This is a genomic window from Bacillus sp. ISL-39 (assembly GCF_018613295.1).
Lineage (GTDB): Bacteria > Bacillota > Bacilli > Bacillales > Cytobacillaceae > Mesobacillus.
On sequence record NZ_JAGGQM010000010.1, the window covers coordinates 1 to 16,321 of the forward strand.

General features: G+C 41.6%; 13 protein-coding genes. 12 read left to right on the forward strand and 1 reads right to left on the reverse strand.

All coding sequences use genetic code 11. The features are described from left to right. Positions 1-986: 986 nt before the first annotated feature. From ccpN to J7E37_RS09655, 11 genes are all read left to right on the forward strand, one after another. Entirely contained in the window at positions 987-1,634 is a 648-nt protein-coding gene (gene ccpN / locus J7E37_RS09605) for a transcriptional regulator CcpN (RefSeq protein ID WP_214781452.1), read from the forward strand. Between the two features lie 14 nt (positions 1,635-1,648). Beyond that, positions 1,649-2,461, forward strand: coding sequence for a pyruvate, water dikinase regulatory protein (locus J7E37_RS09610; RefSeq protein ID WP_214781454.1), 813 nt, complete (start codon positions 1,649-1,651; stop codon positions 2,459-2,461). Between the two features lie 5 nt (positions 2,462-2,466). Continuing rightward, entirely contained in the window at positions 2,467-5,139 is a 2,673-nt protein-coding gene (gene ppdK, locus J7E37_RS09615; RefSeq protein WP_215023743.1) for a pyruvate, phosphate dikinase, read from the forward strand. A 178-nt stretch (positions 5,140-5,317) separates the two neighbouring features. Beyond that, complete coding sequence (locus J7E37_RS09620) at positions 5,318-5,698, forward strand: hypothetical protein (RefSeq protein WP_214781458.1); 381 nt, start codon at positions 5,318-5,320, stop codon at positions 5,696-5,698. 186 nt (positions 5,699-5,884) lie between these two features. Beyond that, positions 5,885-8,461: a helicase-related protein gene (locus tag J7E37_RS09625; protein ID WP_215023745.1), complete on the forward strand. Its 2,577-nt coding sequence runs from the start codon at positions 5,885-5,887 to the stop codon at positions 8,459-8,461. 232 nt (positions 8,462-8,693) lie between these two features. Continuing rightward, the gene (locus J7E37_RS09630) at positions 8,694-9,959 is read left to right on the forward strand and encodes a LysM peptidoglycan-binding domain-containing protein (protein ID WP_214781462.1); all 1,266 of its coding nucleotides are present in this window, start codon (positions 8,694-8,696) and stop codon (positions 9,957-9,959) included. A gap of 166 nt (positions 9,960-10,125) precedes the next feature. After that, positions 10,126-10,509: a phasin family protein gene (locus J7E37_RS09635; protein ID WP_214781464.1), complete on the forward strand. Its 384-nt coding sequence runs from the start codon at positions 10,126-10,128 to the stop codon at positions 10,507-10,509. 15 nt (positions 10,510-10,524) lie between these two features. Then, positions 10,525-12,198 carry an ABC1 kinase family protein gene (locus tag J7E37_RS09640; protein WP_215023747.1) on the forward strand — a complete coding sequence of 558 codons (1,674 nt, stop codon included), beginning with the start codon at positions 10,525-10,527 and terminating at the stop codon, positions 12,196-12,198. A gap of 290 nt (positions 12,199-12,488) precedes the next feature. Next, the gene (locus J7E37_RS09645; protein ID WP_214781468.1) at positions 12,489-13,097 is read left to right on the forward strand and encodes a hypothetical protein; all 609 of its coding nucleotides are present in this window, start codon (positions 12,489-12,491) and stop codon (positions 13,095-13,097) included. A gap of 862 nt (positions 13,098-13,959) precedes the next feature. Continuing rightward, complete coding sequence (locus J7E37_RS09650) at positions 13,960-14,097, forward strand: hypothetical protein (RefSeq protein ID WP_215023749.1); 138 nt, start codon at positions 13,960-13,962, stop codon at positions 14,095-14,097. A gap of 126 nt (positions 14,098-14,223) precedes the next feature. Then, positions 14,224-14,694 (forward strand): STAS domain-containing protein, encoded by a 471-nt coding sequence (locus J7E37_RS09655; protein ID WP_214781470.1) that lies wholly within the window; start codon positions 14,224-14,226, stop codon positions 14,692-14,694. Positions 14,695-14,731: 37 nt separating this feature from the next. Here the strand turns inward: J7E37_RS09655 and J7E37_RS09660 are convergent, their stop codons facing one another. Beyond that, positions 14,732-15,157: a CBS domain-containing protein gene (locus tag J7E37_RS09660; RefSeq protein ID WP_214781471.1), complete on the reverse strand. Its 426-nt coding sequence runs from the start codon at positions 15,155-15,157 to the stop codon at positions 14,732-14,734. Between the two features lie 134 nt (positions 15,158-15,291). Between J7E37_RS09660 and ltaE the strand changes: the two genes are divergently transcribed. Next, the gene (gene ltaE, locus J7E37_RS09665) at positions 15,292-16,317 is read left to right on the forward strand and encodes a low-specificity L-threonine aldolase (RefSeq protein WP_214781473.1); all 1,026 of its coding nucleotides are present in this window, start codon (positions 15,292-15,294) and stop codon (positions 16,315-16,317) included. Positions 16,318-16,321 lie beyond the last annotated feature (4 nt).

Sequence of the window (16,321 nt, forward strand, 5' to 3'; positions counted from 1 at the left end):
TAGGCCCAAGTTCAGACTACTTTTCACTTATTTGTTTCAGAGCTGTCATAAGTAGCTCCAAGTTCAGACAACTTTTCACCGATTTCCTTCAAAGCTGTCATAAGTAGGCCCAAGTTCAGACAACTTTTCGTGGATTTGCTTCAAAGCTGTCATAAGTAGCTCCAAGTTCAGACAACTTTTCGTGGATTTGCTTCAAAGCTGTCATAAGTAGGCCCAAGTTCAGACAGCTTTTCGTGGATTTGCTTCAAAGCTGTCATAAGTAGGCCCAAGTTCAGACAACTTTTCGGTGAATTCCTTCAAAGTTGTCATAAGTAGGCCCAAGTTCAGACAGCTTTTCGTGGATTTGGTTCAAAGCTGTCATAAGTAGGCCCAGGTTCAGACAACTTTTCGTGGATTTGCTTCAAAGCTGTCATAAGTAGGCCCAAGTTCAGACAACTTTTCACTGATTTGTTTCAGAGCTGTCATAAGTAGCTCCAAGTTCAGACAACTTTTCGTGGATTTGCTTCAAAGCTGTCAAAAGCAGCCCGAAGTTCAGACAGCTTTTCACTGATTTGCTTCAAAGCTGTCAGAAGCAGCCCCAAGTTCAGACAGCTTTTCACTGATTTGCTTCAAAGCTGTCATAAGTAGGCCCAAGTTCAGACAGCTTTTCGTGGATTTGCTTCAAAGCTGTCAGAAGCAGCCCCAAGTTCAGACAGCTTTTCACTGATTTCCTTCAGAATTGTCCGAAACAGGACCAGACTCGGACACCTATTCTAAGACTTATAGCCTTAGTCTGTTCCAAACAGTATGACATATTTTAAGCATTCAAAATAAACGTGTAACCCATTTAAACGCAAGAAACCAGGCTATTTTAATATATTCAAAGAATTATCAAAACCTTTTCTTTTGCTTTTTGGCTAAATGTTATATACTATAAGTTGATAAGGATAACACATTAAAAAATTCCTTGATAATGTTACATATTAATTATTGGGGGTACGTTGGTGGTGAGTTCTATTAAACTAACAAAACGGCAGGAAGAAATCGTTCAAATTGTCAAGGAGGATGGTCCGATAACTGGTGAACAGATAGCCGAGAAGCTTAAGCTTACCCGGGCTACTCTCAGGCCAGACCTGGCGATCCTGACAATGGCAGGCAGTCTGGAGGCAAGGCCGAGAGTTGGCTATTTTTTCAATAAGGATAAAGAAAGACTGTTTGAACCGACAGAAGTTCTTAATCTTAAAGTCAATGACTATAAAGGCCATCCGATTGTCGTCCAAAAGTCCTCCTCTGTTTATGATGGCATCGTCCAGATGTTCCTTGAAGATGTAGGGACTCTATATGCTGTTGATTCTGAAGGATGCCTTGCTGGCGTCATATCAAGGAAAGACCTGTTGAGGGCCGCTATCGGAAACAAGAATCTCGAGGATCTTCCTGTAAGCGTCATCATGACAAGGATGCCAAACATTATAACTGTGAAGCCAGAGGAAACACTCGTCCAGGCTGCTAAAAAGCTTGTGACAAACAGAATTGATTCTCTCCCTGTCGTCCGGGAACTCAAGCATAAACCAGATTCATATGAAGTCATCGGACGAATAACCAAAACAACCATTACAAAGGTTTATCTAGAAATAGCTGAGCAAAAATCTGTCTAGGAAGTGAGCGTATTTTGGATATGAAGGAAGTTGTCTACGTGGTATCCGATTCAGTCGGGGAAACAGCAGAATTTGTTGTCAAGGCTGTGGCAACCCAGTTTAATGGCGGCCAGGTTGATATCAGAAGAAATTCATATGTTGAAGACGAGGAAGACATTGAAGACGTCATCATGGTTGCGAAGCAAGGACGATCAATTATCGCTTATACGATCGTTGTTCCAGCGCTCAAGGCTTATTTGGATAAAAGAGCACAGGAGGAAGGGATCTATGCAGTTGATTTGCTGAATCCGCTGATGAATGCCTTTGAAAAGAAGTTCAATAAGGAACCAAACCATCGACCGGGAATGATGCGTAAGCTTGATGATGAATACTTCCGCAAGATTGAAGCCATTGAATTTGCCGTCAAATATGACGATGGCAGAGACCCGCGCGGCATTTTAAGAGCGGATATTGTACTGGTGGGCGTTTCTCGGACTTCAAAAACACCTTTATCAATGTACCTTGCTCACAAGCGTTACAAAGTAGCCAATGTGCCAATCGTTCCAGAGGTAAAGCCGCCAGATGAATTGTTCCAGATATCCAGAAGCAAATGTGTCGGTCTGATCATCTCGCCGGATAAACTGAACGAAATCAGGACGGAAAGGCTGAAAGCGCTTGGACTGGGGGCCAGGGCAAACTATGCAAGCTATGAACGAATACTGGAAGAGCTTGATTATGCAGAAAAAATCATGAAACGTGTGGGCTGCCCAGTCATCAATGTTTCAAATAAGGCTATCGAAGAAACAGCAGGATTGATACTCGATATTTTAAAAAGTGAGAGGAGTTAAGGCTGATGTCTAAATTTGTTTATCTTTTTAATGAAGGAAATAGCGGGATGAAGGAAATCTTGGGAGGAAAAGGTGCCAACCTGGCAGAAATGACCAATATCGGCCTTCCTGTACCTTTCGGGTTCACTCTTTCCACGGAGGCATGTAACGCTTATTATGATGCTGGAAAGACCATTCCTGCTGAAGTTCAGGCACAGGTTTTAGAAGCACTGGGTGAATTGGAACAGAAAACTGGAAAAAAACTCGGAAATCCCCAGAACCCTTTGCTTGTATCTGTACGCTCCGGAGCTGTATTCTCAATGCCGGGGATGATGGATACGATTCTTAACCTTGGGATGAATGACGAAACAGTCGAGGGTATGGCAAAACTAACGAACAACCCTAGATTTGCTTATGATTCTTACCGACGTTTCATCCAGATGTTCAGTGATGTCGTACTCGATGTCGATGTCTTCTTTTTTGAGCGATTACTGGAAGAAACCAGGGAAGCGAAAGGCTACGCCGCTGATCCTGAAATGACTGCTGAGGATTGGAAGGAAGTCATCCAGGGCTATAAGAATATCGTGACCAAACATACAAGAAAGCCTTTCCCTCAGGATCCTAAAGAACAACTATTCCTCTCCATAAACGCTGTATTTGATTCCTGGAACAACCAGAGGGCGATCGTGTACCGCCGTTTGAATAAAATCCCTTCACATCTGGGGACTGCTGTTAACATCCAGAGCATGGTCTTTGGAAACATGGGCAATGACTCAGGAACAGGTGTAGCATTTACCCGGGACCCATCAACTGGAGAAAGCATCCTTTATGGTGAATATTTGATTAATGCACAAGGAGAGGATGTGGTCGCAGGCATCCGGACTCCACAGCCAATTCAGACGTTAAAGGATGAAATGCCTGCAGTTTATCAGCAGTTTGTCGATACTTGTAACCGTCTCGAACAGCATTATGAGGATATGCAGGATATCGAATTCACGGTTGAACGCGGAGAACTGTTCATCCTTCAGACACGGACCGGGAAGCGCACTGCACAGGCTGCCATCCGCATCGCTACAGAGTTGTTCAAAGAAGGAATCATCGATAAAAAAACTGCATTGCTTCGTGTTGACCCGGAACAGCTTGACCAGCTCCTGCATCGCAGGATCGATGAGAATTTCGAGCGCAATCAGTTGGCCAAAGGTCTTCCTGCTTCACCTGGCGCAGCAACGGGAAAAGTAGTATTTGATGCGGATGAAGCAGAATTGCTTGCTAACGAAGGCGTAAAGGTCATTTTGGTACGACCTGAAACAACACCAGACGATATCCATGGCATTATCGCAGCACAAGCTGTCGTTACTAGCCGAGGAGGAATGACAAGCCATGCAGCTGTAGTGGCACGGGGGATGGGCAAGGCTTGTATTTGTGGTTGCGAAGCGATGAAAATCGATTTGCACGAAAAACAATTCCGTGTTGGTGAAACGGTAGTCAATTATGGTGAGATCATTACGATTGACGGCGGAACGGGTGAAATTATGCTCGGTGAAATCCCAATGATTGAACCTGAGCTGTCCGAAGAGTTCCAGCTTTTGCTCAAATGGGCTGATGAAGAGCGCAAGATTGGTGTCCGTGCCAACGCAGATAATCCTGAGGATTCTGCCAAGGCTTTGGAATTCGGTGCAGGCGGAATTGGTCTATGCCGAACGGAGCATATGTTTATGGACGCAGCAAGAGTGCCGATTGTCAAGAAGATGATTCTTGCAGAAACATTCGAAGAACGAAATGCAGCACTTGATGAACTATTGCCGATGCAACAGGGGGATTTTGAAAAAATCCTTGAAGTCATGCAGGGGCTGCCAGTAACCATTCGTTTGCTGGATCCTCCTTTACATGAGTTCCTGCCAGATAAAGAAGAACTAATTGTCGAGATTACGAAACTGCAAATCCTGGACCCTGAATCAAAAGAGCTAAAGGAAAAGGAAGCGTTGCTTAAGAAGGTACGGCAATTGGACGAATTCAATCCGATGCTTGGCCACCGTGGCTGCCGACTTGGCATGATTCATCCCGAAATCTATGAAATGCAGGCAAGAGCCATTTTCTATGCTGTAGCAAATTTAGCTGATAAAGGAATCAATGCCCAGCCTGAAATTATGATTCCGCTGGTTGGCCATGTCAATGAGTTAAAGGAAATGCGTGAACTGGTCAATGCAGCTGCGCAAAGCATAAAAGAGGAAACTGGCAAAGATTTTGAATATACTGTTGGAACAATGATTGAGATACCGCGGGCAGCATTGACTGCGGACCAGATTGCCGAGGAAGCTGACTTCTTCTCATTTGGTACGAATGACCTGACACAGACTACATTCGGTTACAGCCGCGACGATGCTGAAGGAAAGTTCCTTCAAGCGTATATTGAACAAAAGGTTCTGCCCGAAAACCCGTTTGCTGTGCTTGATCGTGAGGGAGTGGGCAAGCTGGTTGAGACTGGTGTGGAACTTGGCCGTCAGACTAAGCCGGGCCTAAAGACAGGAATTTGCGGGGAGCACGGCGGTGAAAAGAGTTCGATTGAATTTTGCTACAATGCAGGACTTGACTATGTAAGCTGCTCGCCATACCGAGTACCGCTTGCAAGACTCGCTGCTGCCCAGGCAACGATCCGCCATGAGAGTAACAATGAAAAAGAAGCAGTAATTTCTAAATAATTTTGAACTGGAGCGTGTAATGAGAACACGCTCCTTTTTTTTACTATCATTAATTTCCTTATTAATAGGTAACTGATGGAAAAAAGGGTATACTAAATATATACGTAATTCCTCGGGTCTTCTGGTGTTTCCACTTACCATGAGAAGGCGTGAGACCAAACCAGAGAGGATGAGGGAAATGTTAGTAAAACTATATCAAGCAAAAGCGGGCGATGGCAGCAAAAAGAAGGGATTGAGGAGAACACAATCCTATTTTATTACACCGGAGGATGCACTAGCAGAAGCCTTTGCTTTAAAAGAAAAGATGGATTCAAGATACAAAAATGAAATAGAATGGGATTATCAAGGTGCTATGACAGGGACATCTGACAAAATGAAAATACTAAAGGGATATCTGAAGGGAAATCGCCAAACCACACCGTTTTACCTTGAAATCCTAAGTGTGGATAACGTTGATAAAATTAAACCAGTTTCACCGATTAAACCTAAAAGTGTAACAAAGGACGACAAAAAGGTTCTGACCAAAGTAATGAAAAAGTTGAAGTTGAAGAACGCATAGTAAGCCGTTCCACTGATTTATGAAGAATATTAAATGGAAGGGCACGCACATTTTGTTGTGCGGCCTTTTATTTATATAGCTATAAAAGCTTTCTGCTCAAACCAGCATGGGTGGGGTCATAGACCTCCTGAAAAAGTGCTGCCGAAACAAAACATTTTCACTTTACATATAATAAGGGGTTCATATATGAAACAAATTGAAATAATCCACCAGCAGGCAGTGGAGAACACAAAAACCAAGATAATGGATGATATCGAAAATTTCCTTGGTGAACAGGAAGTTCTTCCTGACTTCGCGGAGTATTTAGATAAAAGGCATACTTATATCAGCCAGATTTGGATGAATGTGTGGCTGACAAAGTCTACTAATGACTTTTCGAAGCGTGATAAGAAGGCTTTTTTAAGTGAGCGGGGATATGTTGTTGAAGGTGTGGACCGGAAGCTGATCAACAAGCTTTTCAGGAATGAAATGAGAGGCTATAAAGTCTTCAACACAATGGAATGGATCAAGTCCGCGATTGATGAGCACAGTTGGGAAGCACAATATCATCATGCAAGAAAAAAGTTCCTGAAGAAAGTGGAGGAAGACAGGCTGCTTGAGCAAAAGGCAGGCATTAAGGAGAAAATCCAGAACGTTTCCCATATGGTCTTAAGTGACTTTCAAGAATCAGCCTTCCTTAAAATCAGACATGAGATGGCAAAGAAACTAAAGATAATCTTAATCGAAAATCAAAAATTCGAGGATATCGACACATACATGCTGGAAGAAAAATTAACCGTGATTGGAGCGTTCAATCCTGCTGATTACAGAACAATGGCTGACTTTTATGATGAACTGACTGGTCAAATCCACCAAACAGCGAGTTTTGGGCGATTTTATTTTGAGTATGAGACCTACCAGTATCATTTCGCAAATGAAGTTTTAGAATATTTTACACAGATAGCAGCTGAGAAGGTATTGGATCATCTCGATCAGCATATTTTCAGGGAATATGAGGAACTGTTCAAGGACAAACTTTCAGCTGCAGAGATAAAAAGAATTATTAATGATTTAGCTGAAGTTTATTTGGATGGTTTTCTTTTTAAGCTGCAGGAAGAGTATGTAACCGATTTGCTCGATTTGGCTGAAATTAAATTTGATGAGGAAGAACATCAAGCAATATACGAAAGAGACCTTGGAGATAGGGAACGAAGGAAGGCAGAGGAGCAGGCAGAGCTTGAACGGAAAAGGGAAGAAGAAGCTCGCATGCTGGAGGACATTTTTGGCCGCGAATACAATCCTTCGCTGAGAAGAAATGTCAGGTATATACTTCACATCGGTGAAACAAATACGGGAAAGACCCACCACGCTCTGGAAAGGATGAAGGAGGCAAAAACAGGTTTGTATCTTGCCCCGCTTCGTCTGCTTGCTCTTGAGGTTTATGAAAAGCTCAATACAGAGGGTATTCCATGTTCCCTGAAAACAGGCGAGGAAGAAAAGCCAGTGGAGGGAGCCAACCATATATCCTGTACAGTTGAAATGTTTTACGAAAAGGACTTTTATGAAGTGGTTGTCATTGATGAATCACAGATGATCGCTGATAAGGATAGAGGGTTTTCCTGGTTTAAAGCTATCACTAAAGCTAATGCAGAGGAGGTCCATATCATCGGAAGCAGGAATATCAAGGGAATGATGATGGACCTGCTGGACGATGGTGTGGCAGATATTTATGAATACAGCCGTGATATCCCCCTCCAGGTTGAGAACAATGAGTTCAGCCTGAAGCATACAAAGAAAGGCGATGCACTTGTTTGCTTTTCTAGAAAACAGGTGCTTGAGAATGCGTCAAGACTGCAAAACAGCGGTCGCCAGGTGAGCATGATTTATGGAAGCATGCCGCCAGAGACAAGAAAAAAGCAAATTGACCGTTTCATCAAAGGAGAAACAAGTGTAGTTGTGGCAACCGATGCAATTGGCATGGGGCTGAATTTGCCAATCAGGAGAATCGTCTTTTTGGAAAATGAAAAATTCGATGGAACGAGGCGAAGGAGGCTCACTACCCAGGAAGTAAAGCAAATAGCGGGACGTGCCGGCAGAAAAGGTATTTACAATGTCGGCCGAGTAGCTTTTACCTCGGATATCAGCTTGATGACAAAGCTTCTTGAAAAAGAGGATAAGCCTGTGGAGACATTTTCAATTGCCCCGACTGCGGGCATTTTTGAAAGGTTTCAGAAATACCACCGTTCGCTTGCTGTTTTCTTTGAACTATGGAATAAGTTCGAGAGCCCTAAAGGGACTAGCAAAGCTTCGTTATCGGAAGAAAGAGAGCTTTATGAATACGTCAGGGATACTGAAATTGAAGCAAGACTCCCGATGATGGAGCTGTATGGATTTCTTCATCTGCCTTTTTCATCAAAAGAACCAGCTCTTATTGAACAATGGCTTGAAACAATCAAGGCAATTGTAGCGGGTGCAGAATTGCCGGAACCGCCTGTCAAAACTGCCTCCCTGGAGGAACTGGAGCTGTCTTATAAAGCAATTGGGCTCCATTTGCTGTTTTTATATAAGCTTGGCAGAAAAACGGAGGCTGTTTATTGGGAAAGGGTTCGAACTGAATTAAGCGACGATGTTCACGAGTTTTTAAAGTCAGAAGTCAAAAATTATAAAAAGAAATGCAGGCATTGTGGAAAGGGAATCCATGTCGATTCTCCATATCAGATCTGTGACTCCTGCTATTCAGCAAGAAACAGGAAAAGGGCGGACAACAGTGATCGCTGGAGATGATCAGTTGTGTAAGCGGGGCTTTCAATCGGAAGCCCTGCTTCTTTTTTAAGGTTTTTTAATCGAAACCTTTATTCCGAAAGTTTTTTTATCAATTTGGAAAGCTCCGAGTTTCGGGATGGGACTCCAAAAGCCGGTGTCTTTGAGAAACAGCCACCCTTTAATAATTGACAGTACTATATCATAGCTCAATCGCCATATGATTATAAAAGGAAAAATAAAAAGGTGTGATCAGATGACTGTCCACGTAGTTAGATCGGGTGAAAATCTTTGGGCAATTGCCAGAACATATGGTGTATCGATCCAAAGTATTGTCGACGTCAATGGACTTCCTTCCACCAGCTTAATCATTCCAGGACTGGCTCTTTATATTCCAGATCAGCAGCCTATCATTCGTTATTATAAAATCAAAGCTGGCGATACACTTTGGAGAATTTCTTCTCAATTCATGACTAATATTAGCAGCATTGTCAGTGCAAACCCGGGAATGGATCCCAACAGATTGTATATTGGCCAGAACATCAATATTCCTTCACCTGTTAAACCACAGTTTTCTACACTTGGATTCATCGTACCTGGCTCCTCTCAAACTTTTCTGGCTGAACTTGAGAAAATGGCTCCTCATCTTACATTTGTTGCTGTTGTGGCATTTTCCTTTACAGAAGAAGGATATGCCTATGTCATAGGGAATGACGGTCCCATTGTCCGTAAAAGCAGGGATTTAAATATCATCCCTTTATTATTGATTCAAAACACTACTGCTGCCGGTTTCAGCAAAGAGCTTGCGGGCAATGTATTGTCGTCCCCCACATACCGAAGGAACCTCGTTGCTAGTCTTGTTAATTTAGCAACTCAACGAGGATATAGCGGAATTAGTGTCGACCTTGAATTTATTCCGCCGCCGCAAAGGGAAGATTTCAATGCCTTTCTGCGGGAACTGAAGGGGGCAATGGGGAATCTCATATTACACGTGAACGTCCATGCTAAGACTGAAGATATCCCGACAAATCCAATTATCGGAGCCTATGATTATAAAACGATTGGGGAGATTGCTGATATTGTGGCCGTTATGACGATTGATTACGGATACCCGGGAGGCCCGCCTGATCCTGTTTCTCCTTTATGGTGGATCGCACTTGTCGTCAGATATTCATTGACCTTGATTCCTCGTGAAAAATTGCAAATCGGTCTCCCCCTTTACGGGCATGATAAAGTGGTTTCGACCAATCAATATCGTGCGCTTTCCGTCCTGGACGCACAGAATCTTGGTATCTCTGTTGGTGCGGTCATCCAATATGATACGGCAGCCAGATCACCATGGTTCAGGTATTGGAAAGGAGCCGAAGAGCATATCGTCTGGTTTGAAGACATTCGCAGCTATATCGAAAAGTACAGACTAATTGATTTATATCAGCTCAATGGAACAACATATTGGCAGCTTAGTTTGAAGGCTCCGCAAAACTGGGCTTATCTCGACAAAGCGGATGTTATCAAACTGTGACTCTAAATAAGGAAATCAATTAGCCAAAGTGGGACCAAGGAACCCATTATGACAAAAGCACCTGTTCAGAAATATAAACAGGTGCTTTTTTAATTTATATGGGTGATTGTTCGCCATTTTGGGGTATCAATAAGTAAATTGATTTCTAAAAGAGGAGGTTCTTTTAATGAATAATTTTCTGAAGAGCGGTTTTTTGTTAGGGCTGGGAGCTGCGGTTGCCGGTAAGGAAAAGGTGGATGAAACAATCATGAAGCTGGTTGAGAAGGGGAGTATGACCCAGGCTGAAGCAGACACTATTTTTGATGACTTTTTCAAAAAAGGCGAATCGAAAAGCGGTGAATGGAATGAGGAATTCAGGAAGATGGCCAGAAACCAGCTGACTGAGCTTGGTTTTGTAACAAGGGAAGAATTAGACACGATCCAGGCACAGCTTGTGTTAATGCAGGAAGAAATTTCACAGCTTCGAAATAGCAGGTTAAATAAAGATATTGACCAGGTTGAAAACGGAATGGAAAATATTCCGCCTGGATTTTCAAAAGACATTGAATAGCAGCGGGTGATGGAATTGACGGACCGATTGAGACGATTAAATAGATATAGAGAGATAGCTTCATCATTTGTGAAATATGGATTTGGCTATGTACTGGAAGAGGTGGGGCTGTTTCATATCCTGTCATTGAAGGATCGAGTCGCTGCAGATGTGAAAAGCGGGAACACCAGGGAAGCCGGTAACCGTATAAGGTGTATGCTGGAGGATTTGGGGCCTGCTTTTATAAAGCTTGGCCAGCTTCTCAGTATCAGAAGTGATATGCTTCCTCAAGAGATCGTTAAGGAATTGGAACTGCTTCAGGACCAGGTTCCCCCAGTGCCTGTAGATGAAATTAAGGAAAAGCTTCACCATGAGTTTGGCAGACCTGTTGAGGATGTATTCCAATATTTTAACGAAGATTACGTAGCGGCAGCGTCGATTGGACAGGTTCATGAAGCGGTTTTGTCAACAGGCGAATCCGTGATGGTGAAAATCCAGCGGCCAGGAATCAAGCAGACAGTCCATACGGATCTTGAAATTTTAAGGGATATTGCGAGGCTAATCGAGCAGCGTTATGACTGGGCTCAATATTACAATATCACTGATATGGTTGAAGAGCTGTCAGAATCAATCCGCAGGGAGCTGGATTATACGGAAGAAGCCTGGAATACGGACATGGTTCAAATGCAGTTTGAAGATTGCGAATCTATAAAGGTCCCAGTTATCTTTCATGAATACTCGACTCCTCAGATTCTGACCATGGAAAAGGTTGAAGGAATCAAACTCAACGAGTTGAATACAATTTTTATTAAAGACGAGGAAAAACAGAGGATCGCAGATTTATTGGTAAGTGCATTCATAACCCAAATTTTAAGGGAAGGTTTTTTTCACGGTGATCCACATCCTGGTAATATCCTTTATAACCCAGAAGCTCAACAGCTTATTTTCATAGATTTTGGACAAGTAGGCCGGCTTTCAGCAAGCTTGAGATATGATTCTGCATCAATGATGATGGGAATTATGCAGGAGGATACCCACCGGATTGTCAAGTCTATCTTCAGTATGGCTTATGTTCCATCCGATATTGATGAACAGCACTTTTATGACCGGGTAGATGGAATAAGGAAAACGGTTGAATGGTCATCAAAAGAAGGGCTAAGCTTGGGTTTGACGGTCAAGGAGCTATTTGCTGCGGCACAGGAACATCGAATCATCCTGCCGAAGGAAATGACGATGATGGGGAAGGCCTTAATTACGATTGAAGCCATCATTTCTGAAATCGATCCAAACCTTGATATGATAAAGTTAGCCAGGCCTTATGGAGAACAGATAATGAGGGAGCGGTACGACCCGATTAAAATGGGCAAAAGGCTTTGGAATAAAGCGGAGGACTTATCTGATACATTTACCAATATTCCGAATCAGGTCGAAAATGTTTTGAATCAGGCTTCCAAAGGAGATTTGAAATTTGAAATCAGCTTATCGGAAATCAATCGGATTCTTCATAAATTTGACCGGATCAGCAACCAGGTATCTTTCAGTTTAACACTGCTTGCCTTCAGTATTGTTGTTTTAGGCCTGATTGTCGGCGCAACTTTTGGCAATAATACTATACTGACAAGCGTACCGGCAATCGAAGTAGGATTTATCATTGCATTCGGAATGTTTTTATGGATTATTTATTCTATATTAAAGTCGGGAAGGTTTTAATAAAGGCAACGTTTTTTCATTGGGTTTCGAGGTCTTTGCAGGGACAAAACGATTGCAAACCATTATTGGGACATAGAATTTTTGCAAGATTTGATTCAAACTACACGATCTATTTAATCGTTCAGAACTGACTCATTCAAGTTTTCAATATAAAAATAAGACAAGGCACTAATTTCGTTAAAGACTACAAAAAAATGTAGTCCTTTTTTCTGATTTTTGAAGGACAAATTTTACTTGTGGTTGAATACATATTATAGAAATATAGAGAAACAGAAAAGGGGAACAATATTTTGAGTGCACATAATGCTGACCGAGCGGGGAGCTTGATGATAACAGTCGCCGTTATTCTTCTCTTCGCATCTATACCAATTAGTATTTTTATCGTTACTTTCATTCACCATTCAGTTTACCTTGACCGATCGCACTGGTTTTTTGACAGCCCTATGTCATCCTATATTATGATGATTGTGGTGTTTTTAATTATACCTGTGTTACTGATCATCATGGCTATTTATCTATTCAAAACAGATGAATCCAAAAAGAGAAGTTTCAATCTTTTTATTGCTTCGGTTTTCACCCTGCTATTCATGGCTTCAGGAGGTTACTTGAGCTTAGACAATTATTATTATATGGACAAAAATGGCTTATATTATGATGAGCTCTGGAAATTGGAAAAAACGGTATATCACTGGGATGAAATTACGTCGATGAAACAAATTAACAAAAAAGAGGCTGGTACATTAACACCCGATAAAGTGATTTTCACTTATGAAGAAAAAAAACTTGAACTGCCTTTGACTCCAAAACTTCGGAATGAAATCGACCCTGTAATCAATTATATTGAAAATACAAAAGGGGTCGAACTGGTTATGGAGAATATTACTGTAGATGAAGAATAGACGAAGACCCTTCCGCCGATTGATGGAAGGGTCTTATTATTGGTTCTTCACAACATTTGTTGTTATTGACTACAAAATAGGATTGAAAGACCTATTTTCTTCGCAATTTAGACTCTTTTGTGAGAAAAGAGCAAGCTAACTTAATACCGACCTGCAAAATGGCTTTATATTACGTACAACATTCTTTACGAAAAAAGCCTTTTATTAACTTCTTGCCGAAGCAGCTGTAATTAGCGATTATCATTTCGACTTTTGAAAATAATACTGAAAGCCGTAGGCGAAAATAGCAAATGAATAGATCATACTGAAAAAATATATTGGTTTCAGCCGTTCTAATTGATAGATGTTTATTTTCTTAAAAAACTTAGTGATGGGAAATGCTAATAAATAATCAATCACCAGATTTATACCTAAATACTGCCAGATGTTTCCATAAGCAAGACGGAAAATCCACAGGTTCGTCACAAAAAAAGGGCCTAAAGTGAAACAAAGGTCATTGAAAATTCGGGTCCCAATACCTCCGGAAACTTCCCATAGCTTATAGGGGCGGGATAATAGCAATAAAATGCATACTAAACCTGTAACAAATATCGTGACAGGAAGAAACAGTTTGAAGGCACGTTTCGGATATAAGAGTAAAGTGGCCCAGGATATTAACAGCATACTCAGCCGAAATATATTATGTAACATGGTTGCTCCTTTCTTAGATAAACACGAAACATTGAAGTATTTATGAATAGTTTCTCCACATATGCAAAATATAATAATGAGGTCAGGAAAAATTAATGGTTGTTTTAAGGGAAAAAATCATGATAAATTTAAATATACACATGACTTTTATCCTATTAAGGAGAATTCTGCCATGATTAATGAAGATGAAAAATTAATTTTTCTTAAAGAACTTGGACGTTTGATCGATGATTATAAAAGATGCTGTGATGACGAATATCAAGAACAAATTTATGAAGATATCATGCATTTAATAAATGTAATAAATTAAGAATCAATAGGGGGACCTTTACTTGCTGCTTCATTAAGAGAAGCAGTTTTTTTCTATACAAAATATTCCTGAAAAGGTATCATAGTAAAAGCAAGGTGAAATACGTCATTGAAGGGGTTTGGAATTTTGGAAACAAATAGACTCAAGGAGCTAGAGAAAAAAATTCAAGAATATGAGACGATTATTTCTGAAATGTCCGCGCCAATCATTCCTTCTATTGTTCCTCAGACCATACTGGTACCTATTACAGGGTTAATTCGAGCAGAGCGATTTGATAAAATACGAGGAAAAATTCTCAACTTTATCCATAATAAGGACATAGAAACGGCAATTATAGACTTAACTGATATCAGTGGAGAAAGAATTGAGGATGTATGCCTTGAAGAAGTAGGCAGGGAACTTCATGAAATGGCTTCTGCTATTTCATTGATGGGTGTCAAAACGTTATTTGTTGGAATGAATCCAGAATTGGTCAAGCGGATGGTCCTTGATGGAATAAAATTAGAAGCACAATCTTTTTCAACCTTTCAAGCAGCCTTAAAGCACTTGATGAAGGAAAAAGGGCTGGAATTCAGGAAAATGACAGAATCAGAATAAAATACCCCGCCGGCCGGCGGGGTATTTTAAAATTTATTTACTTTTCAGGCTCAGCCGGAGTTGAAATATCCTCAAGAGCTTGTCCTGCTTCATCATCAAGCCTTTCAGTCACGGCAAGGTCTCCTAATGATACAATTCCAATCATTTTACCGTCTTCTACAATTGGGAGTCTTCGTATTTGTACGTCTGCCATCAAATCTGCGGCCTCCTCAGCAGTCATATGGACAGTGCCCCGCACTGGATCGGTTGTCATGACTTCTGATATGGGTGTATCCATTGAAGTGTTTTGCGCGACTGCCTTCAAAACAATGTCTCTGTCAGTAGCCAGGCCTGTCAACTGATCATTCTCGCAAATAGGCATTACTCCAACATCAAGATCCTTCATCTTAGAGGCTACCTCGTGAATGGGTGTATCAGGACTGCAATATTCTACGTCTCTAGTCATAACTTTTTCGATATTCATACTGTATTCCTCCTTTTTTTAGTGTATATAAAACAGATACCCGAATGCTGTCCAATAGAAACTGTTAGTTTTTTGCAGGTTCTGTTGGTAGAATATGAATAAATACGAATTTACATAGAAATGAGGGGGAAGTAATGATTGACTTAAGAAGCGATACTGTCACAAAACCTACTGAAGAAATGCGTAGAGCAATGTACACAGCAGAGGTGGGTGATGATGTCTATAAAGAGGATCCAACAGTCAGGGAGTTGGAAGAAACGGCAGCTGAAATACTTGGCAAGGAAGCGGCCTTGTTTGTTACAAGCGGAACACAGGGAAATCAAATTGCAGTTCTAACGCATTGCCGGCCAGGACAGGAATTGCTGTTGGAGGAAGAATCCCATATTTTTTATTATGAATCTGGTGCAGTAGCTGCCCTTGCTGGAGTCCAGACCAGGACCATTCCAGGGCACAGGGGAGCAATGGATCCACATGATGTTTTAAATTCAATTCGAACTGAGGATATCCATTATCCAGAAACAGGGTTGATTTGTTTGGAAAATACGCACAACCGGGCAGGTGGAGCAGTTATTCCAGTTGAAAATATGAAAGCGATCTATAGTATTGCCCAGGCCAATAAAGTCCCGGTCCATCTCGATGGTGCCAGATTGTTCAATGCCGCAGCGGCTGCGGGTTTGAGTGTGAAGGAATTCGCAAAAAATACAGATACAGTTCAAATATGTCTTTCAAAAGGACTCGGAGCACCAGTTGGGTCAATCATAGCCGGTGATGCAGAATTTATTTCAAAAGCCCGTAAATGGAGGAAGCGCCTTGGCGGCGGTATGAGGCAGGCTGGTGTGATTGCTGCACCTGGTTTGATTGCCCTGACGAAAATGAAAGATAGGCTTGGAGAAGACCAATGGAATGCAAGGGTACTGGCAGAAGCAATCGAATCGATCCCTGGAATGAAGCTTGCCAGGCAGCCGGAAACAAATATTGTCGTTGCAGATGTAGCAGGCTTGAACATCACTTCCGATATATTTGTAGAGAGGCTTCGCTCTGAAGGAGTCATCTCCGGTACGTTTGGCCCTACTTATGTTCGTTTTGTAACCCATTACGATGTTAATGAAGATCAAATTCAGGCGGCAATCGAAGCGATCATTACGGCAGCAAGACAATAAGACG